Annotated in this window: 27 protein-coding genes; 16 read left to right on the top strand and 11 right to left on the bottom strand. The window is 70.4% G+C overall.

From position 1 onward, the window contains the following. Nucleotides 1–100: 100 nt before the first annotated feature. On the bottom strand, nucleotides 101–292 hold the full coding sequence (locus tag HZS54_RS18365; protein ID WP_179908459.1) for a hypothetical protein: 192 nt from the start codon (nucleotides 290–292) through the stop codon (nucleotides 101–103). A gap of 185 nt (nucleotides 293–477) precedes the next feature. On the opposite strand from HZS54_RS18365, the gene HZS54_RS18360 reads away from it, so the two are divergent. Then, a complete protein-coding gene (locus HZS54_RS18360; RefSeq protein ID WP_179918521.1) occupies nucleotides 478–1,317 on the top strand; it encodes a CPBP family intramembrane glutamic endopeptidase in 840 nt (279 codons plus the stop codon). A 12-nt stretch (nucleotides 1,318–1,329) separates the two neighbouring features. Here the strand turns inward: HZS54_RS18360 and HZS54_RS18355 are convergent, their stop codons facing one another. From HZS54_RS18355 to HZS54_RS18345, 3 genes are all read right to left on the bottom strand, one after another. Then, a complete protein-coding gene (locus HZS54_RS18355) occupies nucleotides 1,330–1,722 on the bottom strand; it encodes a hypothetical protein (protein ID WP_179918520.1) in 393 nt (130 codons plus the stop codon). 310 nt (nucleotides 1,723–2,032) lie between these two features. After that, nucleotides 2,033–2,506 (bottom strand): CopD family protein, encoded by a 474-nt coding sequence (locus HZS54_RS18350; protein WP_179918519.1) that lies wholly within the window; start codon nucleotides 2,504–2,506, stop codon nucleotides 2,033–2,035. A gap of 103 nt (nucleotides 2,507–2,609) precedes the next feature. Then, a complete protein-coding gene (locus tag HZS54_RS18345) occupies nucleotides 2,610–3,266 on the bottom strand; it encodes a chemotaxis protein CheC (protein ID WP_179918518.1) in 657 nt (218 codons plus the stop codon). 178 nt (nucleotides 3,267–3,444) lie between these two features. Between HZS54_RS18345 and hisC the strand changes: the two genes are divergently transcribed. The 10 genes from hisC to HZS54_RS18295 all read left to right on the top strand — a co-directional run bounded on the left by hisC (nucleotide 3,445) and on the right by HZS54_RS18295 (nucleotide 11,522). Further along, nucleotides 3,445–4,527 (top strand): histidinol-phosphate transaminase, encoded by a 1,083-nt coding sequence (gene hisC, locus HZS54_RS18340; protein ID WP_179918517.1) that lies wholly within the window; start codon nucleotides 3,445–3,447, stop codon nucleotides 4,525–4,527. Continuing rightward, on the top strand, nucleotides 4,527–5,033 hold the full coding sequence (locus tag HZS54_RS18335; RefSeq protein WP_179918516.1) for an adenylate kinase family protein: 507 nt from the start codon (nucleotides 4,527–4,529) through the stop codon (nucleotides 5,031–5,033). The genes hisC and HZS54_RS18335 overlap by 1 nt, the downstream gene beginning before the upstream one ends. Nucleotides 5,034–5,043: 10 nt before the next feature. Then, the gene (locus tag HZS54_RS18330; protein ID WP_179918515.1) at nucleotides 5,044–5,652 is read left to right on the top strand and encodes a CDP-alcohol phosphatidyltransferase family protein; all 609 of its coding nucleotides are present in this window, start codon (nucleotides 5,044–5,046) and stop codon (nucleotides 5,650–5,652) included. A gap of 192 nt (nucleotides 5,653–5,844) precedes the next feature. After that, nucleotides 5,845–6,183 (top strand): hypothetical protein, encoded by a 339-nt coding sequence (locus HZS54_RS18325; RefSeq protein WP_179918514.1) that lies wholly within the window; start codon nucleotides 5,845–5,847, stop codon nucleotides 6,181–6,183. After that, nucleotides 6,176–6,343: a hypothetical protein gene (locus tag HZS54_RS18320; protein ID WP_179918513.1), complete on the top strand. Its 168-nt coding sequence runs from the start codon at nucleotides 6,176–6,178 to the stop codon at nucleotides 6,341–6,343. Before HZS54_RS18325 ends, HZS54_RS18320 begins: the two co-directional genes overlap by 8 nt. After that, nucleotides 6,330–6,533, top strand: a complete 204-nt coding sequence (locus HZS54_RS18315; protein ID WP_179918512.1) for a hypothetical protein — start codon at nucleotides 6,330–6,332, stop codon at nucleotides 6,531–6,533. The genes HZS54_RS18320 and HZS54_RS18315 overlap by 14 nt, the downstream gene beginning before the upstream one ends. 737 nt (nucleotides 6,534–7,270) lie before the next feature. Next, nucleotides 7,271–7,942, top strand: coding sequence for a hypothetical protein (locus HZS54_RS18310; RefSeq protein WP_179917544.1), 672 nt, complete (start codon nucleotides 7,271–7,273; stop codon nucleotides 7,940–7,942). Nucleotides 7,943–8,063: 121 nt separating this feature from the next. Further along, entirely contained in the window at nucleotides 8,064–9,356 is a 1,293-nt protein-coding gene (dinB, locus tag HZS54_RS18305; RefSeq protein ID WP_179918511.1) for a DNA polymerase IV, read from the top strand. Between the two features lie 50 nt (nucleotides 9,357–9,406). Continuing rightward, nucleotides 9,407–10,126: a fumarylacetoacetate hydrolase family protein gene (locus tag HZS54_RS18300; RefSeq protein WP_179918510.1), complete on the top strand. Its 720-nt coding sequence runs from the start codon at nucleotides 9,407–9,409 to the stop codon at nucleotides 10,124–10,126. 85 nt (nucleotides 10,127–10,211) lie between these two features. Further along, nucleotides 10,212–11,522, top strand: a complete 1,311-nt coding sequence (locus tag HZS54_RS18295; protein ID WP_179918509.1) for an MFS transporter — start codon at nucleotides 10,212–10,214, stop codon at nucleotides 11,520–11,522. A 34-nt stretch (nucleotides 11,523–11,556) separates the two neighbouring features. Here HZS54_RS18295 and HZS54_RS18290 read toward each other — a convergent pair whose 3' ends face one another. Together HZS54_RS18290 and HZS54_RS18285 are read right to left on the bottom strand one after the other, a co-directional pair. Beyond that, nucleotides 11,557–12,357 carry a CAP domain-containing protein gene (locus HZS54_RS18290; RefSeq protein ID WP_179918508.1) on the bottom strand — a complete coding sequence of 267 codons (801 nt, stop codon included), beginning with the start codon at nucleotides 12,355–12,357 and terminating at the stop codon, nucleotides 11,557–11,559. A gap of 98 nt (nucleotides 12,358–12,455) precedes the next feature. Beyond that, nucleotides 12,456–12,803 (bottom strand): hypothetical protein, encoded by a 348-nt coding sequence (locus HZS54_RS18285; RefSeq protein WP_179923065.1) that lies wholly within the window; start codon nucleotides 12,801–12,803, stop codon nucleotides 12,456–12,458. A 198-nt stretch (nucleotides 12,804–13,001) separates the two neighbouring features. On the opposite strand from HZS54_RS18285, the gene HZS54_RS18280 reads away from it, so the two are divergent. Then, entirely contained in the window at nucleotides 13,002–15,125 is a 2,124-nt protein-coding gene (locus tag HZS54_RS18280; protein WP_179918507.1) for a helicase HerA domain-containing protein, read from the top strand. Nucleotides 15,126–15,184: 59 nt separating this feature from the next. On the opposite strand, the gene HZS54_RS18275 is transcribed toward HZS54_RS18280, so the two are convergent. The 3 genes from HZS54_RS18275 to trxA form a co-directional block, all read right to left on the bottom strand. Continuing rightward, a complete protein-coding gene (locus HZS54_RS18275) occupies nucleotides 15,185–16,450 on the bottom strand; it encodes an MFS transporter (protein ID WP_179918506.1) in 1,266 nt (421 codons plus the stop codon). 78 nt (nucleotides 16,451–16,528) lie between these two features. Beyond that, entirely contained in the window at nucleotides 16,529–16,939 is a 411-nt protein-coding gene (locus HZS54_RS18270; RefSeq protein WP_343063061.1) for a DUF7968 family protein, read from the bottom strand. Next, a complete protein-coding gene (gene trxA / locus HZS54_RS18265) occupies nucleotides 16,940–17,296 on the bottom strand; it encodes a thioredoxin (protein WP_179918505.1) in 357 nt (118 codons plus the stop codon). It lies immediately after the preceding gene. Between the two features lie 297 nt (nucleotides 17,297–17,593). Here trxA and HZS54_RS18260 point away from each other — a divergent pair, with 297 nt between their 5' ends. Further along, entirely contained in the window at nucleotides 17,594–18,256 is a 663-nt protein-coding gene (locus tag HZS54_RS18260; protein ID WP_179918504.1) for a helix-turn-helix domain-containing protein, read from the top strand. 58 nt (nucleotides 18,257–18,314) lie between these two features. After that, nucleotides 18,315–18,671, top strand: coding sequence for a DUF7344 domain-containing protein (locus HZS54_RS18255; RefSeq protein ID WP_179918503.1), 357 nt, complete (start codon nucleotides 18,315–18,317; stop codon nucleotides 18,669–18,671). Between the two features lie 19 nt (nucleotides 18,672–18,690). Here HZS54_RS18255 and tpiA read toward each other — a convergent pair whose 3' ends face one another. Beyond that, the gene (tpiA, locus tag HZS54_RS18250; RefSeq protein ID WP_179918502.1) at nucleotides 18,691–19,338 is read right to left on the bottom strand and encodes a triose-phosphate isomerase; all 648 of its coding nucleotides are present in this window, start codon (nucleotides 19,336–19,338) and stop codon (nucleotides 18,691–18,693) included. Nucleotides 19,339–19,512: 174 nt separating this feature from the next. Between tpiA and HZS54_RS18245 the strand changes: the two genes are divergently transcribed. Continuing rightward, entirely contained in the window at nucleotides 19,513–20,073 is a 561-nt protein-coding gene (locus tag HZS54_RS18245; protein ID WP_246391690.1) for a response regulator transcription factor, read from the top strand. Between the two features lie 46 nt (nucleotides 20,074–20,119). Here HZS54_RS18245 and HZS54_RS18240 read toward each other — a convergent pair whose 3' ends face one another. Next, the gene (locus HZS54_RS18240; protein WP_179918501.1) at nucleotides 20,120–20,656 is read right to left on the bottom strand and encodes a multiprotein bridging factor aMBF1; all 537 of its coding nucleotides are present in this window, start codon (nucleotides 20,654–20,656) and stop codon (nucleotides 20,120–20,122) included. A gap of 100 nt (nucleotides 20,657–20,756) precedes the next feature. On the opposite strand from HZS54_RS18240, the gene HZS54_RS18235 reads away from it, so the two are divergent. Then, nucleotides 20,757–21,635, top strand: coding sequence for an aldo/keto reductase (locus tag HZS54_RS18235; protein ID WP_179918500.1), 879 nt, complete (start codon nucleotides 20,757–20,759; stop codon nucleotides 21,633–21,635). Nucleotides 21,636–21,696 lie beyond the last annotated feature (61 nt).

Here is a 21,696-nt window from a genome sequence, read left to right as displayed (position 1 = left end):
CTTTCGGCTTCACCTACAAGTAAGTTGCTACCGGAGACACGGGTGACGACCCGAAATTCCGCGAGTGCGAACCCCCACTCGCGCCCGGGACACCGGAGCGCTACGACTCGGTCCGTCGACCCCCGTCGGCCACCGCGCGGCGCTCCGGCGCGCTCGTCCGACCGGTTTCGCCCAGTTCGGGGTGACAGTCCTCGCAGACCCACGCGACCGTCCGGTGAGTCATCGTCTCCGTCCGCTCGCGTCGCCGCCACGCTCGGAATACGTCGTCGCCGCAGTGGTCACATTCTACCATCGTATCCTATCGTGTGGTAGACGTTCACATATAGCTTGCCCTGAAACGGGTATCGACGCCTGGAAAGTCGTAAGATGTCCTTATACGCCTGTGAACTGCGAGCCGTCGGCCGGTCGTCGGTCGACGTGGGGCCGTCCGCGGGAGGGGATCGCTTTTGGCGCGGACGGGCGTACGGACGGACGAGAATGGCAACGAGTGACCGGTCTCCGCTTCGAACAGTCGTCGCGCTGGTCTCCGCCCTCGGCCTCGGCGGCGGCGGCCTGGCGGTCGGGTTCGTCCTCGCCTCCCTCGCGGCCGCCGTACTGACTTTCGGTCTGGGTATCGAGATCTCGCCGGCGGCGGTGATCGTCCTGAGCCTCGTCTTCGTCCAGGGCGTGGGCTGCGCCGGCGTCGCGTTCGCGTACCTCGAACTCCGCCCGACCGTCGGGCCGAAGATCAGGTCGCTCCTCGGGTTCGAGGGCGTCCCCGGCCCGTTCGACATCGACGCCGACCTCCCGGACCTGCGCGCGGTCGCCGTCGTCGTCGGCGGCTACGTCCTCGCACTCGGCGGCGCTTTCGCCGGGTCGATCCTCGTCACCCTCCTCCAGGTCGACACCGGAACCAACCAGGCCGCCGAGATCGGGATGGAGAACCCCGAAGTCCTGCTGATACTGATCCCCGCGTCGATCCTGATCATCGGCCCGGGCGAGGAGTTGCTCTTCCGCGGCGTCGTCCAGGGGCGACTCCGCGAGGTGCTCGGTCCGGTCGCCGGCATCCTCCTCGCCAGCTCCGTCTTCGCCGGCCTCCACTGGTTCGCGCTGACCGGCGGCTCGGCGGCGGGCAACTTCGTCGCGCTGGGCATCCTCGTCGGCCCCTCGCTCGTCTTCGGCGCGGCGTACGAACTCACGGACAACATCGTCGTCCCGTCGCTGATCCACGGGATCTACAACGCGACGCTGTTCACCCTCCTCTACGTCGTGGTCGCGTTCGGCGACCAGATCCCCGACCCGCAGAACGCCACGTCGGCCGTGCTCGCGCTGCTCTGACCGACGGCCGTTTCACAGCGCCGAGAGCGCGAAAAACAGCGGTGGATACACGCCGAGTACCGTCGCGCTGACGATGCCCATGAGCGCGCTCGCCGGGTCGGCGTCGTCGGCGACTCGGCCGGTGTAGGTCGCGTACGCCGAGTAGAGCCCGACGAGCGAGAGCAGCAGCGTCCCGATCCGACCCAGCGTCCCCCAGCGGCCGACCGTCGCGATGGCGTAGCCGAGCCCGGCGAACAGCCCCGCGGCCAGCGCGAAGAACACGACCGTCTCGAACACCGGCTCGGGGGGTTCGTCCTCGCCGTCCCGCGGCGGCGGCTCGTAGTGGCGGCGCGTGACGACCGCGACGGCGCTCGCCCCGAGCAGCGAGACGACCGCTATCGCCGCGGTCTGCGGGTCGACTGGCATGGTGCCGGTGTTCGAAACCCCCCGTCTTAACGGTAGGCCACTCGCGACGGCGCTGTCGCTGTCCGTCGTGACGGTGTCGCCCGGAACACTAACGACCGACATCATCCCTGGCGGCGTGCCGGGTCAGCCGGGAAACCCTCGTGCCGGGCGGTCGGCGCTTACGGCGCCACTCGGTGTCGCGTGCCCGGGTTCGCCGCGCGGTCATCGCTCCCGTCTGGGTGCGCTCGGGCGGGGACTAAAGGCACGCACTCCGAGTAGTCGGCCGGGACGATTAAACGCTCCGCACCGGAGACCGGAGCGCCAGCGGCGGTCAGAGCAGCGACTCGACCGAGACGAACCCGGAGGCGAGGACGCCGCCGACGACCAGTAGCAGGGCGGCGACGACCGAGGCGGCGAGGAAGAACGGACGGACTTCCCGGGCCGGCTGGCGGACCTTCTTCCGGCCGAAGCCGTCGGCGAGCTTGCTCGACCCGACCTCGACGAGGCCGGCGAGGACGAACCACAGCGCGACCATCGTGAGGACGAGGTGGCCGCGGGGCTGGCCGGTCAGCCGTTCGACGGTATAGAGGGTGCCGGCCATGTGACCGCCGGAGGCGAGCAACACGAGCGCGCTCGCTCGCGAGACCCACCGCAGTCGCTCGACGATGGCCCGGAGCGGTTCGGCGTTGGCGGTGCCGTCCTGCGCGGTGGGCAGGACACCGAAGGTGACGAAGACGACGCTGCCGGTCCACACCCCGCCGAAGACAAGGTGCAGGACGTACATCGCCGTGTCCAGCGCTGACATGTGCGTCCCGGAGGACGCGACTCACTTGAACGTACCCAAGTCCGGTCCGGCCGTCCGATGTCGTCCCGGCGGGCGACCCGCCGCAGGGAAACGCCCCGTCGGCCTACAGATCGCTCGTCTCGAGCTCGTCGACGTACTTCCCGTCGACGGCGGGGGAGAGTTCGTCGAGTTCGATCTTGTCGATGAGGTTGACGAACGCGCCGGGGTCGGGGACGAGGAAGATCCGGACCTCGAAGTCGGTGTCGCGTTCGGCCATGTCGACCACCGCGTCGAGGACGATCGACAGCGAGTCGGTGTGGACGTGTGAGAGCGACTTCTCGGCGATCTCCGCACCGGTCCCGCGGTAGACGTCGGGCGTCCCGATATCGATGGTCGTCCCGAGCGTGTTGGCGATCCCGTCGATGAACCCCGAGGTCATGATGTTGCAGATCTCCTGGAGCGCGCTCTCGTGCATCTCGTTGAACCCGTCGGCCGGGTCGACGCCCGTCAGCAGACCCGCGAGTTCGTCCGCGGTCGCGTCCGCGAACGTGAGGAAGAACGTGCCGTAGGGCGGCTCGCGGAGTCGAACCTGGGCGCTGTACCGGGAGGCCGGGCCGATCTCGTCGGGGATGTCCGACGGGTCGACGAACGCGAGGCTCTTGATCTTCACCGTCGACTCCACGCCGGCCATCGTCTCCAGCGCGGCGGCGACGTTGCCGGCGCCGTCTTTGATCAGACGGTTGATGATCCGGAGCTTCCGGATGTCGATCAGGATCGGCATCTGCCACTCCGTTTCCGGACCGACGTGTTAGCCGTTTCCCCCGGCGTATCAAATTCGAAACTCGACCGGGGCGCGGTCGGTCCGGCGCGGCCCGGTCGAGCCGACCCGGGGCCGACCGAGCGGGCGGGCCGCGACGCGCGACGAGCACGCTTAAGACGCGGCCGGCGTTCGTTCCGGTATGGAACCACGGGACCTCTCCGACCACACCGTCTACCGCGCCGGGAGGGGCATCGAGGAGGTGGCCCGCGAACTCGGGCTCGACCCCGACGACCTCGTCAAGCTCTCCTCGAACGAGAACCCCTTCGGCGCGAGCCCGAAGGCGGTCGAGGCCGTCCGCGAGCACGCCGACCGCGTCTCCACGTATCCCAAGTCGGCCCACACCGACCTCACCGAGAAGGTCGCCGACCGTCACGACCTGGCCCCCGAGCAGATCTGGCTGACCCCCAGCGGCGACACCGCGCTGGACAACCTCGCCCGGGCGTTCATCGAACCGGGCGACCGGGTTCTCGTCCCGACGCCGGGGTTCGCCTACTACCCGATGTCGGCCCGCTACCACCACGGCGAGGTCGACGAGTACCGCCTGGAGAAGGCCGAGGACTTCGCACAGACGCCCGAGACCGTCCTCTCGGCGTACGACGGACACCGGATCGTCTACGTCACCAGCCCGCACAACCCGACCGGCTCGGAGATGAGCCTGGACGACGTGCGGACGGTCGCCGAGGAGACCGACGAGGAGACGCTCGTCGTCTACGACGAGGCCTACACCGAGTTCACGGACTCGCCCTCGGCGATCGACCTCGTCGAGGAGCGCGAGGACGTGGCCGTCATCCGCACCTTCTCGAAGGCCTACGGACTGGCGGGGATGCGGCTGGGCTACGCCGTCGCGCCCGCCGAGTGGGCCGACGCCTACGCTCGCGTGAACACCCCCTTCGGCGTGACCGAACTCACCTGCCGCGCCGGCCTCGCCGCGCTCGACGACGACGACCACGTCGAGAAGACCGTCGAGACGGCGAAGTGGGCCCGCGAGTACATGCACGAGCACCTGGACGCGAAGACCTGGGAGAGCGGCGGCAACTTCGTCCTCGTCGAGGTCGGCGACGCGAGCGCGGTCGCCGACGCCGCCCAGCGCGAGGGCGTCATCGTCCGCGACTGCACCAGTTTCGGCCTCCCCGAGTGCGTCCGGATCACTTGCGGGACCGAGGAGGAGACCCGACGCGCCGTCGAGACGATCAACGAGATCGTCGCGGAGGTCTCCGCCTGATGCGCGTCGCCGTCACCGGCACGCCCGGCACCGGGAAGACGACCGCCGTGGAGCGTCTCGACAGCGATCTGGAGATACTCCACCTCAACGAGGTGATCCACGAGGAGGAGTTCGTCGTCGAGCACGACGACGAGCGGGATTCGGCGGTCGCGGACATCGACGCCGTCGCAGAGTACCTCGACGGCCGCGACGACGTGCTGTTCGAGTCCCATCTGGCCCACCACTTCGACGCCGACCGCGTGGTCGTTCTCCGGACCCACCCCGAGGAGCTTGAGCGTCGGCTCGTCGACCGCGGTGAGTCGGACGCCAAGGCCGAGGAGAACGCCGAGTCGGAGGCGCTGGACGTGATCCTCACCGAAGCCGTCGAGCGCCACGGCGAGGGGAGCGTCTACGAGGTCGACGCGACGGAGCGCGAGCCCGACGAAGTCGCGGCGGCGATCGGGGCCGTGGTGGCCGGCGAGCGCGAGCCCCAGGCCGGTACAGTTTCGTTCCTCGACTATCTATGACCGGACCCAGATGACGCTGGACCGGTTCCGCCCCGCGGTGAAAGGCGCCATCGCGCCGTCGGTCACCCTCGCGAAGCGCGTCGGTCTGACGCCCAACGGGGTGAGCGCGCTCGCCCTCGCGCTGGCGCTCGTCGGCGGTGCCGCCTTCGCCGTCGCGCCGCGCCGCGACCCCCTCATCTACCTCGGCGGCGCCGTCGCGGTGGCGCTCAACGGCTGGCTCGACCTCGTCGACGGCGAGCTCGCCCGCGAGACCGGCACCGGCAGCGACGCGGGCGACCTGCTCGACCACGTCCTCGACCGCTACGCCGACATCGCGATGATATCCGGACTGGCCGCCGGCATCGAGGCCTACGCGCTGGGGCTGGCGGCCGTCACCGGCGTCCTGATGACCTCCTATCTCGGGACGCAGGCCCAGGCGGTCGGCCTCGACCGGGTCTACGGCGGGCTCGTCGGCCGCGCCGACCGCCTGGCGCTGGTCGTCGCCGTCGGCGCCGTCGCCGCCTTCGTCACCCAGCCGTTCTCGGGGCTCACGGTGGTGGGCTGGCTGCTCGTCTTCTTCGCCGTCGTCGGCCACTTCACGGCGCTCCAGCGGTTCTACTACGCCATGAAGGCGCTGTAGAGGGGCGACTGGAGTCGCTATCGGCGTTCGAGCGACCGACGGATACCTACCGGTTCGCTGCCGACTACTTTCACGGCCGAAAAACCACTTTCACCCGCGGGACGGCGCGGCGATCACCCCCGAAATTCGGCGTTCACTTTCACTCCGGAGGTGCGGCTAACGGCTTTTGGACAGGGGGCGCTGGTCGGAGGTGTGACGGCGAGCGAGTACGCGGACGACGGCACGGCAGGCGACGGCGCGGCGGGCGACCGTCGGCCGGCGCCGACCGAGGGATCGGACGACGAGGACGCGCCCTGGCACCGGCGGCGCTGGACGACCATCGTGCTGGAGGAGTGCGGCGGCGGCTGGCGGGCGACCCAGACAGGCGTCGCCGCGGAGGGCCACGGCGACACCGCGGCCGACGCCGCCGCGGCGTACTGCCGGCGGATCGCCGAGACGGGCGACCGGCGGTCGGGGGATGACGGAGTGGCGAGCGGGACCTCCGACGAGAAACCATCCTCAGCGAACGACCGTGGGGGACGCGATGGCTGACGCGCCGCGACCGGATTCGCGGGTGGTCTATCGGTGTCGCGCCTGCGGGTTAGAGTTCGGCGTCGGGGCCGTCGGAGCGGTCCCGTGCCCGCGGTGTGGCTGCATCGGCGACCACGAACGGACGGGCGCGCTCGCGGAGGCGACGGATGGTGGCCCCTGACGAGCTGGCCGAACTGCTCGCGGAGCCCTACCGGGTGGCCTGCCCGAACGGCCACACGGCGCTGAGACCCGCCGCGACAATCCCGAGCGCCTACTGCCGGAGCTGCCGCGAGTCGTATCACGCGAGCGAACTGGTCGACAGGCGGACCGACCCCGACGCCTGCAAACCGTACCGGAGGGGGAACGACTAAGTATGTGTGGCAATAACATGCAGGTGGAGCCATACGGGGCTCCCGACGTGAACCAGCGTCGTGAACTCCCGGAATATTGGCACCGTACACGAACGAGCGGGCGACTCGCGACGGGGATTGGCCACCCCGTCGCACCTCGAGGCTTTTATCGGCGTACTTCGACGGGAGCGACGGGTGCGCGTTACTGCGGAACCGGGTACGATAACTGCGCGATCAGTGGCACGTCCTCGGTTGCAGGGAAAGGCGAACAGAGAACCGCGGCCGCAGACAGCGTGAAAGCCCCGACTCGCTCGACTTGGGGGCCTCGCTGCGCTCCTCGGCCTTCGGCCTGCGGTGCTTGCTTCGTCCGCCGTCGTCGAGCGCGTCGCCCCTTTCATTCCCACCCACACAGACTGGCCGATCAGCCGATACGGGCGGGAATGAAAGGGGCCGGCCGCTCCGGGAAGACGGACGACGCAAGCACTGGAACGAGCGAAGCGAGTGAAGCGCGTGGTTCGAGAGAGCTTGCTCTCTCGTCATCTCGAAAATCTCCGATTTTCGGTGACAGCGAGGCCCTCGGCCGGAGCGGCCGGGGGCTTTCACGCTGTTCGCGGCCGCGAGTCGAGCAGTGGTCGGTGCGGTCGTCGCTGTCCCGGCAGTTCTCGCGCCCGCACCGGTCTCCCCTATGAGACACTCTCGGATGTTTTGTCGTACCCCTCGGCCAGTAACTCTATTGGGGAGGACGGAAACGGGAGTGTGTGAACGGACGCTGGGGCGGTCGCGCGGTCTCGGAGAACGTCATCCTCCTGGCGATGGCGCTGGCGGCGGTACTGCTGGCGATGTCGGTGGTCACGTCCATCTCGGGCGGGCCGACCGACCCGGACCGCCCGCGGGCGAGTTTCGTCTTCGAGGCCGACGGGACGGACGTGGTGGTCACCCACTACGGCGGCGACCGCCTCAACGGCTCGCACGTCTCCGTCGAGTCGGCGACGCGCGGGTCGCTCGGCACCTTCGCCGACGCCGAGGACGGGACCTGTGCGACGCCCGTCGAGAACGTCACCCGCGGCAGCGAGTGTCGAGTCCCCGGCGCGGTCTACGAGCAGCTCTACGTCGTCTGGAACGGCTCGGACGGCGACCGGCTCGTCCTCGACCGCCGGCCCGCGGACCCGACGCCCTCGCCGACGCCGACCGCGACACCGACGCCCACCCCGACGCCGACGCCGGGCGCGGTGACGCCGCCGGGGACGCCGCCCAACGGCACCGCGACCCCGGGCAACGGGACGGCTGCGCCGAACGGAACGCTCACGCCGGGGCTGAACGGCACCGCCGCGCCCGAGGGCACACCCGCAGCGAACGGGACGAGTACGCCGACCGGCGCGGCGATGCCACGCGGTTCCAAAGCGCCGGCGCTCGCTCGCGCAGACGGATGACCGACGCCGCTGGCGAGGGGTTCTTGCCCCGCGACGCTAGAGAGGGGACAGAAGCGATGGCCGCGAGCGAGCGCCGGATCGCGGACTGCCGACCGACGCCGACCGGGAGGCGCCGACACCGATGAGCGGCGACCTCGAGACGCTGGGAACCGACGCGACGCCCGACCAAGTGGTGTGTCACGTCGACATGGACTGTTTCTACGCCGCCTGCGAACGCCTGCGCGAGCCCGCGCTGGAGGGCCAGCCGCTCGTCGTCGGCATGGGATACGAGTCGGAGGAGGCCCACGGCGCCGTGGCCACCGCCAGCTACGAGGCCCGAGAGTTCGGCGTCGAGAGCGCGATGGCCATCTCCGAGGCCCTCGAACGGCTCCCGCGGAAGGTCGAGGCCGCGCGGGACCCGGATCTGGACGTCGAGGCGGCGGGGTTCTACCGACCGGTCGACCTGGACTACTACGGCGAGGTGGCGGCGGACGTGAAGTCGATCCTCCACGACGCCGCCGAGGTGGTCCGGGAGGTCAGCATCGACGAGGCGTACCTCGACGTGACCGACCGGGTCGCGTGGGACGAAGTCGAGGCGTTCGCGGCGGAGTTGAAGGAGCGCATCGACGAGGAGGTGGGCGTCGTCGCGAGCGTCGGCGTCGCGCCGACGATGAGCGCGGCGAAGATCGCCAGCGACTACGACAAACCCGACGGCCTCGTCGTCGTCGAACCCGGCGAGGTCCGTGACTTTCTCGCCCCGCTGGACGTGGCCGAGATCCACAACGTCGGCCCCGTCACCGCCCGACAGCTGCGCGACATGGGTATCGAGACGGCGGGTGACCTGGCGGCCGCCGACTCCGAGCGGGTTCGGGAGCGGTTCGGCGAGCGCGGGCTAGAGGTCCGGCGCTACGCCCGCGGCGAGGACCCACGCGAGGTGACGCCCGTCGGCGAACCGAAGAGCCTCTCGCGGGAGTCGGCGTTCACCCAGGCGACCGACGACGGCGAGCGCAAGCGCGAGAAGGTGCGCGCGCTGGCCGGCGACGTGGCCGACCGCGCCCAGCGCGAGGGGGCACTCTATCGGACCATCGGGATCAAGGTCGTCACGCCGCCCTACGACGTGAACACGCGCGCCGAGTCGCTCCCGGGGCCGGTCGACGACCCGGACCTGCTGGAGTCGACCGCGCTCGATCTCTTAGAGGAGTTCGACGACGACCGCGTCCGCAAACTGGGCGTCCGCGTCTCGAAGCTCGACTTCGCGGAGAGCGACCAGGCCAGCCTCGCCGGGTTCGAGGGCCGATCGTCGGGGACGGGCGACGGCGCGACGGCGGACGACTCGCCGTCCGTCGCGTCCGCGGACGACGACGCGGACGGGTCGGACGGTCGAGACGCTCCGGGCGGTCCCGACGGCCAGCGCTCCCTGCGGGAGTACGAGTAGCTCGCCGGGGATACCGGGGATTGTTATCGGAGAGCGTCCAACGGCGAGCCATGCGACTGGCACGACTGCAGACCCCCGAAGGCGTCGTCGAGGGCCGCTACGAGGACGGGACGGTGGTCACCGACGACGGCGAGTACGTCGTCGGCCGCGACGGCGAGTTGACCTACCCCTGCTCGCCGTCGGCGCTGTACTGCGTCGGCCGCAACTACGCCGCGACGCTCGACCAGATGGACTACGAACGCCCCGAGGAACCGGACTTCTTCATCAAACCCCCGGCCGCGCTCGTCGGTCCCGAGGACCCCGTCTACTACCCCGAGTGGACCGACGAGCTGACCTACGCGGGCGAGCTCGTCGCCGTGATCGACGAGCGCTGTCGCGACGTGGCGCCGGAGGACGTGCCCGAAGTCGTTCGCGGATACACCGTCATGAACGACGTGGACGCGCTCGACCAGCAGGGCCGAACCGCTCGGAAAGCGTTCGACACCTCGGCGCCGCTGGGGCCGTGGATCGAGACGGACGTGGACCCGACGGACCTGGACATCGAGACCACCGTGGGCGGTGAACTCCGGCAGGATGCCAACACGGAGCTGATGCTGTTCGACCCCTACGAGGTCGTCTCCTATCTCTCTCGCCGGTTCACGTTCCGGCCCGGCGACTGCGTCGCGTTCGGGAGTCCGGCGAACCCGGGGACGGTCGAACCGGGCGAGACCGTCGAGATCACCTACGAGGGCGTCGGGACGTTGCGCAACGAGGTCGTCGAGGCGGAGTGACGGCCGCGATGACACGGTCGCCGCGGGCACGGGGAGAGTTCCGCTATCGTCGGGATAAAGACGCTCGCCGAGGTACGGGAGTCCAGTGAACGGCAACGATAGGGCGATCACGGGGATCGCGTCGCTGGCCCACGCGGCGGTCCACACCTACGAGATGACGGTCCCGCTGTTCGTCGTCGTCTGGCTCGTCGAGTTCGAGACGATCCCGCTCGGCGTCGCGAGCGTCGACGTGACGACGGCGACGGTCGGTGTGGTCGTCACGCTGGGCTACGGACTCTTCGGCCTCGGCGCGCTCCCCGGCGGGGTCCTCGTCGACCGGATCGGCTCGCGGCGGCTCATCAGCGTCTGCCTGCTCGGGATGGGGCTCTCCTACGTCCTGCTCGGGCTGGCGCCGAACATGCTCGTCGTCGCCGCGGCGCTGGTGCTGTGGGGGATCGCCGCCAGCGTCTACCACCCCGCGGGCCTCTCGCTCATCAGCAAGGGCGTCGAAGAGCGCGGGACGGGACTTGCCTACCACGGCATCGCGGGCAACCTCGGCATCGGGCTCGGCCCGCTGGCGGCCACGGTCATGCTGCTGTTCGTCGAGTGGCGCACCGTCGCGCTCGTGCTGGGTGCGCCCGCCGTGCTCGCGGCCGTCTACGCCGCCCGGGCGGACTTCGACGAGACCGCGGCAGTAAACGACTCCGCTGCTGCCGACGGCGGGTCGAAGGCCTCCAGCGGCGTCGACGACCTCGGCGAGTTCCTGACGGAGTCGCGACGCCTCCTCGCAGGTGGGTTCGCGCTCGTGTTCGTCGTCGTGATGTGCTCGGGACTGTACTACCGCGGCGTCCTCACCTTCCTTCCGGAACTGCTCCGGGGGCTGCCGGGCTTCGAGCCGATCCCGGCCGACGCCCTTCTCCCCGAGTCCGTCAGGTCTACCCTCGGCGTCGAGTCGGGCGCGGGCCGGCGGATCGAGCCCCAGCGGTACTTCTACTCGGGGCTCCTGCTGGTCGGCGTCCTCGGCCAGTACGCGGGCGGGAAGCTCACCGACCGGATCCCCGTCGAGTACGGCCTCGCGGGGTCGTTCGGCGCGCTCGCGGTCCTGGCGGTCCTGTTCGTCCCCGTCTCCGAGGCGGGATTCGTCCCGCTGATGGCCCTGGGCGCGGTGCTCGGCGCGTTCCTGTTCGTCGTCCAGCCGATGTACCAGGCGACCGTCGCCGAGTACACGCCCTCGGGCACGCGCGGGCTCTCCTACGGGTTCACCTACCTCGGCGTGTTCGGCGTCGGCGCGCTCGGCGGCACCATCGCCGGCGGTATCCTCGCCGTCGCGGACGCGACCGCCCTGTTCCTCACCCTCGCCGGCATCGCCGCGGTCGGGTCGATAACCGGGCTCGTGTTGGCCCGCCGGGCCGACTGAGCCCGTCGGCGCCTCACCGGCGACCGAACGCCGCTCAACAGAAGTTCTGCGTGGCGATCACCTGGGTCTGGCCGTTCTCGGGGTCGAGGACGACGCCGATCCCCTCGCGGTTCCAGTAGGGCCGCAGGAGGTTCTCCCGGTGGCCCGGGGAGTTCATCCACCCCTCGACGATGCCGCGGGCGATTTCGGTCTCGTTGCCGTCGTAGCTGACGACGCCGCCCTCGGTCTGCACCGGGGTGTAGGCGTACGTGTACGCGAGGTTCTCGCCGCCGGTCACGTACCGCTGCCCGCCGGTGTCGACCCGACAGTCGTAGCCGAAGCGGTCGTAGCGGTCGAGCAGAGTCTGCCCGTCGGGCCCGGTGTGCGAGAAGAACTCCTCGTCGGCCATCCGGCGGCTGTAGTAGGTGGCGATCTCCGCCAGGTCCTCGTCGGAGGCCAACGTCGGGAGGTCCCGATCGCGGCGGATCTCGTTGACCCGCTCGTGGATCGCCCGCTCGATCAGCGTCGTGTCGATCTCGGCACTCGCGCCCGCGGCGGTACCCGCCGACCCCGCCGTCGCGGCCGACTCTCTGTCGTCGGTCAGCGCGACCGGGTCGGCGCCGCCGACGACCGTCTCCGCCGAGTCGCCCGGCGAGGGTCCGGTGCCGTCGGCCGGTGACGCGGTGGCGTTCTGCGCGTCGACCGCGGGGCCCGGCCCGCCGCCGAGCGCGACCACTCCCAGGCCGACCGCGGCGGTGACGGCCAGGAGGGCGACGACCGCGACAGCGACGGTCCGGCCCGCGAGCGCGGCGGCGCCCGGGCCGCGGACGGAGCCGCTCCGCTCGAAGTGGTCCATCGAGCGGGAGTAGTCGATTCGAGCGGAAAGGGTCGTCGCCGACACTCGCCGGCCGGCCCGCGACGGTCGGGTCGGCCGACGCCGGTTCGTCCGGCCGGTCAGTCCACGCCGTTCTCCAGGTTGTCGAGGAGTTTGCCGACGAACAGGCCCATCCGCGGAGACAGCTCGTCGTTCTCGGGGGTCTCGACCGGGTGGGCGGCCATCGTCTCGACGAAGCGCTCGCCGAAGGTCATGGTGTGCATCATGTCGACCACGTCGACGGTCAGCCCGGCGTCGGAGGTGTCCATCTCGGGGTGGCGCTCGCGCTCGGCGAGCGAGTAGCTGATCGTCCACGAGGGGCCGCCCACCGCGTCGAGCACCGCGTCGAGCGGGCCGATCTCCAGCGGCCCGTCGGGGCCGCCGACGTAGACGGTCCCCTCCTCGACGTGGGTCTCGTAGCGCGTCACCGTCCCGTCCACTCCATCGGTCGCCACCACTCTACCCCCGATTCGGGCTCCGCTGGTAAATGTATTGACCATCCCGACGCACCTCGGACGGCCGGCGACCCGCGGGCGGCGTGGCGGTCGCCGACGAACGGTCCAGTTCCCGGCGTCAGACGGAGGTCTGACGGGGGCTTATGGCTCGGCCGCGGGTGTGGATCGACAATGGCAGAGACAGAGTCGATCACCGTCGCGGACGTGAGCGACGGACCGTGCGGGTCGGGCGAGCCGGGCCGGGCCGTCGACCTGCCGGTCGTCGAGCTGCTGACCGGGCGCGGGTTCGTCACCGGCAAGTCCGGCTCGGGCAAGTCCAACACGGCCAGCGTCGTCGTCGAGAAACTGCTCGACAACGGCTTCGGCATGCTCATCGTCGACATCGACGGCGAGTACTACGGCCTCAAGGAGGAGTACGAGATCCTCCACGCCGGCGCCGACGACGAGTGCGACATCCAGGTCACCACCGAGCACGCCGAGAAGATCGCCACGCTCGCGCTGGAACAGAACGTCCCCATCATCCTCGACGTGTCGTCGTTCCTCGACGAGGACGAGGCCGCCGATCTGTTGACCGAGGTGTCCAAGCGCCTCTTTGCGAAGGCCAAGAAGCTCAAACAGCCCTTCCTCATGCTCGTCGAGGAGGTCCACGAGTGGATCCCCCAGAAGGGCAGCGTCGGCGAGTGCGGCAAGATGCTCATCAAGATCTCCAAGCGGGGCCGCAAGCACGGCCTGGGCATCGTCGGCATCAGCCAGCGCCCGGCCGACGTGAAGAAGGACTTCATCACCCAGTGCGACTGGCTCGTCTGGCACCGGCTCACCTGGAACAACGACACCAAGGTCGTCAAACGGGTGCTCGACGGCGACTACGCCTCCGCGGTCGAGGATCTCGACGACGGCGAGGCGTTCATGATGAACGACTGGGACGAGGAGATCCGGCGGGTGCAGTTCCGCCGCAAGCAGACCTTCGACGCCGGCGCCACCCCCGGCCTCGACGACTTCGAACGCCCCGATCTGAAGTCCGTCAGCGACGACCTCGTCTCCGAACTCGCCGAGATCAGCGAGGAGAAAGAGCAGACGGAGGACCGGATCGCCGAGCTGCGCGAACAGCTCGACGAGAAGAACTCGCGGATCGCCGAGCTCGAAGCGGAGCTGCAGGACGCCCGGGACATGCAGCGCATGGCCGACCAGTTCACGCAGGCGCTCGTCGACCACGTCAAGGGCGCCAACCCCGGTCGCACCGAGCAGGAGCGGATGCGCGACCGCCGCGCGGCCGCGAACGGGGATCAGTCGTCGCTCGACGACGCCGAGGAGTGGGTCGAGGGCCCCGTGCCGGCCGAAGCGCCGGCCGCCGAGAACGAACCGCCGCTGCCGGACGAGACCGCCCGCGAGGACGACGGTTACGACGACTCGACGATGACCTGGCCCGGCGACGAGGCCGCCCGCGCGGAAGCCTGGGAGGGCGGCCCCGACGGGAAGGATGCGGACACGGAGGCGAACGCCGACAGCGCCGACAGCGCCGACACCGCCGCGATCGACGACGGCGGGATGTCGTTCGGTGGGATGACCGGGGCGTTCGGCGACGACGACGCCGAACCCGCCGAGAGCGCCGCCACAGATGGGGGGACTCCGGCCCGAACCGACGACGGCCTCGCCGGGGGCGACGACGCGGCGATGACCCGCGGGTTCGACGGCGTCGAGGACGACCCGCTGGGCGACCGCGCGACCGACGCCTTCGAGGCGGGCACCTCGACGGCCGTCGACGACGGGGCGGTCGAGGACGCCGCGGCGTTCGCGCGCGACCTGGCCGACGACCTGGCGGATATGGAGCCCGAGACCCGACAGATGCTGCGCTACTACCGCGACCACGGTCCCGGGACGGCGACCGACGCGCTGTTCGCCGCCGGCGGCTCCGACGACCGAACCGAGGCCTACGCCCGCAACCGGCGCCTGCGCGTCCACGGCCTCGTCGAACACGTCGGCCGCGGCCGCTACGACTACCGCGTCCCCACTCTCCTGCGCGAGCGCACCGACCGCGAGACGGTCGACTCGTTCGTCCAGCAGGTCGAGCGCGCGCTCGACGGCGACGACCTCGAAGGCGTACACGAGGAGGCCGAGGACGCCGAAGACGACGGGACGGACACGGCGACGGCCGCCGGGGACGGACCCGCGGGGGACGAACCCACCGAGCCATCTCTCGACGACCCCGCTCCCGACGACACCGGCGGCGACGGAGCCGATACCGATGACGACCCCACCCTCGCGGCCGACAACGACGAAGTCGAGATCCTCGACTGACGCGCCAGCGGACCGTGACGCCGCTCACGGAGTCCGCTCTTCTCCGCGGATCCGTCGATTCAGACCTCCGGCAGCCGCATCCCCGCGGCGATCATCGCGAGCGCACCCACGGCCAGCACCGCCAGCCCCGGGACGAACGACCCGGTGAGGTCCCGCAGGCCGCCGACGAGGAACGGCCCGAAGAAGCCGCCGAGTTCGCCGACGGCGAAGACGAGGCTCACCGCCGTCGCGGTGAGCGCGGGACCGATCTCGTCGATCTCGGTCGGGATGGCGCGGACGAGCGGCGAGACCCCGCCGACGCCGGTCCCGACGACCATGGCGGCGACGCTCGCGGCGAGGACACCACCGCCGACGGCGAGACCGGCGACCCCCAGGAGCGCGGCGACTCCGCAGGCGACGACCGCTTCTCGGCGGCGCCCCATGCGGTCGGAGAGGGGCGGGACGACCACCGTGCCCGCTGCCTGGCCGACGACGAACAGGGTCGCGACTGTGGCGGCTCTCGCCGGGGTCGCGCCGCGGGCGCCCGCGAGGGTGGGAAGCCACCCCTGGAGGCTGTGGCCCAGCAGGAGATAGACGGTACCGACGACGACGAGCAGTCCCATGACGCGGTGGGAGAACACCTGTGCCACGTCCGCGCGGAGCGACCCGAGCGCGAAGTCGCTCCCGGCGTCGCCGCCGTAGGGGGTGCCGTGCCGGCGCGCGTGCCAGGCGGCGACCGGGAGCCAGACGACGAGGAAGGCCAGCGCCGCGGCGGCGAGGACGCGAAAGGTGGGTCGCCAGCCGCCGAGTTCGGGGCCGAGGATCGCCCGGCCGACGCTGTAGGCCGTCGCGGTGCCGGCGTAGGAGCCGAGGATGTACACCGTCGACATCGTCCCGAGCAGCCGCGAGGGGAAGACGCTCGCGACGAGCTTCGGCAGGCCGAACGTGATCCCGGTCGCGCCGACGGCGAACAGGACGGTGGTCGCGAGCATCCCGACGAAGCCGGTCGTCGCCGAGCGCAGCAGTTGCGCGACGCCGAAGATACCCACCGCGAGCGCGATGCCGCGGCGCGCGCCGATGCGGTCGAGCGCGAGTCCCGATAGCAGCGAGAGCGGGACGTAGGTGAGCGGGACCGCACCGACCAGCGCGCCGGCCTGGGTGTCCGAGAGCCCGAGCTGTCGGGCGATCGGTTCGAGAAAGGCCGCCAGGGCGAACCAGTTGGCCATGAGAAGGAGGTAACTCACCGCGCCGAGGACGACCAACGCGTAGGAACTCGGCGGCACCGCGTCCCGGGACTCGCTGTCAGTCTCGTCGCTGGTCCCGTCGCGACCCGCGTCGTCGACCATGCCCCGCCTAGCGACGAGCCGAGGAAATACCCTCCGACAGCGGAAGCGAGAGCGGTTCCGGAGGCGGTCGCGGTCGGATCAGGCCGACGTGCCGGGGACCTCGTCGTCGACGACGGCCTTGCGCGGGACGACCTCGATGTGAGTCTCGGCGCCCATCGCGCCCCCGCCCTCGACGGCCTCGACGCGGAGGACCACGTCCTCAGGGCTGGCACAGCCGCAGTTGACGAACTCCTCCCACTCCTCGCCGGCGGCGACCGGACCGGCGTGGGCCCAGCGGAGGTACCGCCGGTAGGATCGTTCGGCCATCTTCTCGACGATCCAGGCGCTGTCGGCGACCCACCAGCCGTCCGCCCCGTCGGCGTCGACCTCGGGCGACCGGAACGAGACGACGATCCGGTCGGCCGGGTCGGCCACGGTCGACGGGTCGGTGGTGTTCACCGCGCGGTCGGTCCCGGACGCCGGACCCCCGTCGGTTCGGTTCGCCGTCATCTAGCCGGAGTACTCCTCGACCAGCGCCCGCAGCTGCGGCTCGGGCTGTGCGCCGACCACCTGTTCGACCTGCTCGCCGCCGGCGAACAGGACCAGCGTCGGGACGCCGCGAACCCCGTAGCTCGACGCCAGTTGCTGGTTGGCGTCCACGTCCACCTTCGCGACCGTCGCCGCGGTGGTCTCGGCGATCCGCTCGACCACCGGTTCGAGAGCCTTGCACGGACCGCACCAGTCCGCGTGGAAGTCCGCGAGCACCACGTCACCGCTCGCGACCAGCTCGTCCAGCTCCGATTCGCCGTTCACGGCGACCGGAGCGTCCGTCCCTGCACCGGAGTCGCCCGCTGTCTCGGTTGTCATCACTCTCTCGTACGACCCTTACGGGCATATAGTTTTGGTATTCTTGTGCAATACTATACTGGATGGTCGCTCACGATCGGCCAATCCGTTGCCCTTCGAACCGGACAACCGCCTTCTCTGAGACGATCTGGATTTCGGAGAGCGGCGTGAGAGTTGTAGTTGTTTCACACGAGCGATCGGAGCGGTCGGTCACGACGTGTCGCTCGCGGGGAGGAGGAACCCCCCGGGAGTATCCGGCATCCAGCCGGTATCGAATCGCCAGCGGACCCTTATGGGTACGAGGGCCGTATCGTGCGCGTGGGCGTCATCGGCGACTTCACGGTGCCGGCCGCGTCGTTCGCCCTCGCGGAACCGCTCGCGAAGCACCCGGAGACGAAGGTCACGGCCGACCGGCAGGCGACGCACAGCCCGCGCGAGGTGTTCCCGTTCCTCTGGGCGACGGGCGGCGACCTCAACGCGTTCGGGGACTCGATCGCGGGCGCGCCCGCAGTCGAGACGGTGTCGGTCGCCGAGCGGACCGACGACGCGGTCATGTTCCGGGTCGTCTGGGACGAGGCGTTCCAGACGCTGATCCACGAGATGGTCGACCACCACGCGTCGATCGTCGAGGCGTCGGCCGCCAGCGACGCCTGGTCGCTCCGGCTCAGGTTCGCCGACGAGGAGATGGTCTCGTCGTTCCAGCGGCACTTCGAGGAGACGGGTCGTCGCTTCGAGGTGCGCTCGCTGTGGCACCCCTCCGGCCCCCGCCAGCGGGAGTACGGCCTGACCGCCGAGCAGTACGAGGCGCTCGCGGCGGCGGTCCGCGCGGGCTACTTCGACGTGCCGCGCGACGCCTCGGCGGCCGAACTCGGCGAGCGACTGGGGATCTCCGGAAACGCGGCGTCCCAGCGGGTCCGCCGCGGCTCCGCCGTGCTGGTCCGGAACGCGCTCCTGCTCGACGGGGAAGCCGACGGTACTTGAACGGCGGTACGATCGAAGGCGGTGGCTGAACCGGCTCCGGCGCCTCTCCGGAGATACGATGAGCAGCCAGAAACCCACGACCGTTCCCGTTTCACAGCTATCCGAAGCCGACGACGACCTCGTCTACTCCGCGCTCGCCGTCGCCGACCGGCGGTTCGTCCTCGCGATGCTGGCCGACCGCGAGGGGCCGGTTCACCTGTCGTCGGTCGCCGACGCGCTCGCGGCGCGGAAACACGACGGTACCGGGTCGGCCGAGTCGACCGTCCGCTCGACGACTACGGCGCTGTATCACGTTCACGCGCCGAAACTCGACGATGCCGGGCTCGCGAGGTTCGACCGCGAGGCGGAGGAGGTCGAACTCGCCGTCGACGCCGAGCGCGTCCGCGATATCGTCGATCTCCCCTCGATCGACTGACTTTCCTCGCCCGAACGACTCAGGCGAGCGGTTCGACGAGGTCTTCGAGCGCGGCGCGCGGGTCGTCGGCCTTCGCGACGCCGCTGGCGAGCAGGACGCCCGTCGCGCCCAGGTCGCACGCCGCGTCGAGGTCGTCGCCCGTCGAGATGCCCGCGCCGCAGAACACGTCGACCGACTCGTCGACCGCGGCGGCGGCCTCGACGGCGTCGGTCACGATGTCCGGGTCGGCCTTGCTGACTGGCGTCCCGGTCCCGATGAGTTCCGGCGGTTCGACAGCGACGGCGTCGGGGCCGAGCGCCGCCGCGGCGCCGACCTGGTCGGGGTTGTTCGCGCAGACCACCGTCTCCAGGTCCGCCCGCTCGGCCGCGTCGAGGCTCGCGTCGATGTCGGCGAGCTTCCGGCGGGCCTCGGAGTGGTTGATCAGCGTGCCCTCGGCGCCGGCGTCGGCGACCGCTTCGGCGAGCGTGCTGCCGGTGTGGCTGCCGTGCTCGACGGGGCTGACGTGCTGGGCCCACGTCTCGACGCCCGTCTCGGCGACCGCCGAGAGGTGGGCGGCCTGGGGCGCGACGGCGACGCGCACGCCCGTCTCGTCGCTCACGTCGGCGGCCGCCTCGGCGATCTCGACTGGGTCACACGGGTAGGCTTTCAGGTTGACCAGAACGAACATACCCGAGTGGCGAACCCCGACGGCCAAATAGGTTGCGAGTGCGGCGACGACGGGGCCGCCGCGGCCGGACGAACGGCCGCGAACCGTTCGCCGGTCGTCGGCTGTCGGTCGGGGAATCGGTCCGGGCGCCGAGGGGTGAGAGTTAAGGCAGTCAACTCGCAATATCAGGGCGTTGTGACACAGGGGTCCGTCGATCGAGGGACGGTGCTGGTCGTCGAGGACGAGAATCACCTCGCCGAACTGTACACGGAGTACCTCGACGGCGAGTACGACGTGCGCACGGCCTACGGCGGCGTCGAGGCCATGGAGATGCTCGCCTCGGATCTCGACGTGGTCCTGCTCGACCGGCGGATGCCGATCGTCTCCGGCAACGAGGTCCTCGCGGAGATCGAGGAGCGCGGGCTCCAGTGTCGGGTCGCCATGGTCACCGCCGTCGACCCGGACTTCGACATCATCGACATGGGCTGTGACGACTACGTCGTCAAGCCCGTGACCAGGGACCGGCTCACCGAGGTCGTCGACCGCCTGCTGAAGCTCTCTGAGTACACCGACCGCAAGCGCGATCTCACCGCGAAGAAGCTCAAGCGCAACGTCCTGCAGGTCGAGAAGACCGAATCCGAACTCGCCGACAGCGACACCTTCCAGCGCCTCCAGCGGGAGATCGCCGAGATGGAGGAGACCATCCAGGGGATCGCCGACGACCTGGGCGACGACTACGTCGCCAACAAACACTGAGCGGTCGCGTCCGGGCGCGGTCGCCGGCCCGCGCTTCGCGGGGTTCTCAGGAGTCTTTCCGTTCGACCACGTCGCCGAGCGTGTACTCGCCGGTCGAGTCGCCGCCGGACCACTCGGACTCGTCGGCCGTCCCGCCCGCCGAGAGATTCACGTCCAGCGCGCTCTCCAGTTTGCGCTGCACGTCGTCGCTCGGCAGCGTGTCGCCCCGCTCGATCTTCCGGATGAGGCTGGCCTTCTCGTTGAGCTTGCGGGCCAGGTCCTCCTGGCTCAGTCCCGCGGCCTCCCGGGCCGAGCGGACGGTCTCGTCGTAGTCCTGGGCGAGCTCGTCCATCTCGTCGAACATGTCCCGGCGCCGCGAGGAGCCGCCCGAACTCGACGAGGACCCGGACGACGACGAGCCCGAGGAACTCGACGACGAGTCCGACGACGACGTGGAGTACTTCGTCGAGGCCGACGACGAGGACTGCTGTTTGACCTCGGTACCGAAGTCGGTACACTCGTCGCAGACGTCGAGCTCCGCCCCCTCGACCTTGACGCGGTTGGGGGAACTCGTCTCGCTCCCGCACATCTCACACTGAACCATGATCGCCCCTTGCCGGTCACCGGTGATAAAGCATACGCCAGAGCTACCCACGGTCGACGGACTCACCGGGGTTTTTCTCGCTCTCGCACCAACAGCCGCTATGGAGACCAGACCGCTGGGCGACACCGGCCAGGACAGCACGGTCCTCACCTTCGGCGCCATCGCGCTCGACTTCCTCGACCAGGACGAGGCCGACGAGATGACCGAACGGGTCCTCGACCGCGGGGTCAACCACGTCGACGTGGCCCCGCAGTACGGCACCGCCGAGGTCAAACTCGCGCCGACGCTCGCCGACCGCCGCGAGGAGGTGTTCCTCGGCTGCAAGACGCTCGAACGGAGCTACGAGGGCGCCTGGGAGAAACTGGAGGCGTCGCTCGACCGCCTCGGCGTCGACCACATCGACCTCTACCAGTTCCACGCCGTCACCGAGTCGGCGGAGGTCGACGCGATCACCGCCGACGACGGCGCCCTGAAGGCCTACCGCGAGGCCCAGGAGGAGGGCATCATCGACCACATCGGGCTGACGAGCCACGGGTCCCCGGACGTGATCCGCGAGGCCGTCGAGCGCATCCCCGACCTGGAGACGGCGATGTTCCCCGTCAACGCGACCGTCGCCGCCCACGACGACGACGACCACGCGTTCCCGGCGCTCGCGCGCGAACTCTCCGAGCAGGGGATAGGCGTGCTCGCGATCAAGACCTTCGCGAAGCAGCCCTGGCCCGACGACCTGCCGGAAGACGAGCGACCGTACAACACGTGGTACGAGCCGTACGACGACCCCGCGGAGCTGCGGCGCTCGCTCCGCTTCACGCTCGCTCAGGACGGCGTCACGACGCTGACCAACGCCGGCGACCCGCGGCTCGTCGACGACATCCTCGACGCGGCGGCCGACTTCGAGCCGATGGGCGACGACGAGCGGGCCGCGATGGTCGAGGAGCGCCGGTCCGACGAGTCGCCCGTGCCGACGGTCGACATCTGACGCCGCGCGGCCTCGATCGCGGGCGAACTCCGGGGCCATCCGAGCCGGTCCGGTTCCTCCG

This window comes from Halosimplex pelagicum (genome assembly GCF_013415905.1).
Lineage (GTDB): Archaea > Halobacteriota > Halobacteria > Halobacteriales > Haloarculaceae > Halosimplex > Halosimplex pelagicum.
The sequence above is the reverse complement of the archived record's forward strand: the minus strand, read 5'-3'. Positions and strand labels throughout refer to the sequence as shown.

Coding starts and splice junctions, on each gene's coding strand:
- HZS54_RS18315 (WP_179918512.1), top strand. CDS start 6,330: ATGGTGGCCCCTGACGAGCTGGCCGAACTGCTCGCGGAGCCCTACCGG.
- HZS54_RS18350 (WP_179918519.1), bottom strand. CDS start 2,506: ATGTCAGCGCTGGACACGGCGATGTACGTCCTGCACCTTGTCTTCGGC.
- HZS54_RS18290 (WP_179918508.1), bottom strand. CDS start 12,357: ATGGACCACTTCGAGCGGAGCGGCTCCGTCCGCGGCCCGGGCGCCGCC.
- HZS54_RS18360 (WP_179918521.1), top strand. CDS start 478: ATGGCAACGAGTGACCGGTCTCCGCTTCGAACAGTCGTCGCGCTGGTC.
- dinB (WP_179918511.1), top strand. CDS start 8,064: ATGAGCGGCGACCTCGAGACGCTGGGAACCGACGCGACGCCCGACCAA.
- HZS54_RS18235 (WP_179918500.1), top strand. CDS start 20,757: ATGGAGACCAGACCGCTGGGCGACACCGGCCAGGACAGCACGGTCCTC.
- HZS54_RS18355 (WP_179918520.1), bottom strand. CDS start 1,722: ATGCCAGTCGACCCGCAGACCGCGGCGATAGCGGTCGTCTCGCTGCTC.
- hisC (WP_179918517.1), top strand. CDS start 3,445: ATGGAACCACGGGACCTCTCCGACCACACCGTCTACCGCGCCGGGAGG.
- HZS54_RS18275 (WP_179918506.1), bottom strand. CDS start 16,450: ATGGTCGACGACGCGGGTCGCGACGGGACCAGCGACGAGACTGACAGC.
- tpiA (WP_179918502.1), bottom strand. CDS start 19,338: ATGTTCGTTCTGGTCAACCTGAAAGCCTACCCGTGTGACCCAGTCGAG.
- HZS54_RS18320 (WP_179918513.1), top strand. CDS start 6,176: ATGGCTGACGCGCCGCGACCGGATTCGCGGGTGGTCTATCGGTGTCGC.
- HZS54_RS18330 (WP_179918515.1), top strand. CDS start 5,044: ATGACGCTGGACCGGTTCCGCCCCGCGGTGAAAGGCGCCATCGCGCCG.
- trxA (WP_179918505.1), bottom strand. CDS start 17,296: ATGACAACCGAGACAGCGGGCGACTCCGGTGCAGGGACGGACGCTCCG.
- HZS54_RS18335 (WP_179918516.1), top strand. CDS start 4,527: ATGCGCGTCGCCGTCACCGGCACGCCCGGCACCGGGAAGACGACCGCC.
- HZS54_RS18280 (WP_179918507.1), top strand. CDS start 13,002: ATGGCAGAGACAGAGTCGATCACCGTCGCGGACGTGAGCGACGGACCG.
- HZS54_RS18255 (WP_179918503.1), top strand. CDS start 18,315: ATGAGCAGCCAGAAACCCACGACCGTTCCCGTTTCACAGCTATCCGAA.
- HZS54_RS18345 (WP_179918518.1), bottom strand. CDS start 3,266: ATGCCGATCCTGATCGACATCCGGAAGCTCCGGATCATCAACCGTCTG.
- HZS54_RS18365 (WP_179908459.1), bottom strand. CDS start 292: ATGGTAGAATGTGACCACTGCGGCGACGACGTATTCCGAGCGTGGCGG.
- HZS54_RS18240 (WP_179918501.1), bottom strand. CDS start 20,656: ATGGTTCAGTGTGAGATGTGCGGGAGCGAGACGAGTTCCCCCAACCGC.
- HZS54_RS18270 (WP_343063061.1), bottom strand. CDS start 16,939: ATGACGGCGAACCGAACCGACGGGGGTCCGGCGTCCGGGACCGACCGC.
- HZS54_RS18300 (WP_179918510.1), top strand. CDS start 9,407: ATGCGACTGGCACGACTGCAGACCCCCGAAGGCGTCGTCGAGGGCCGC.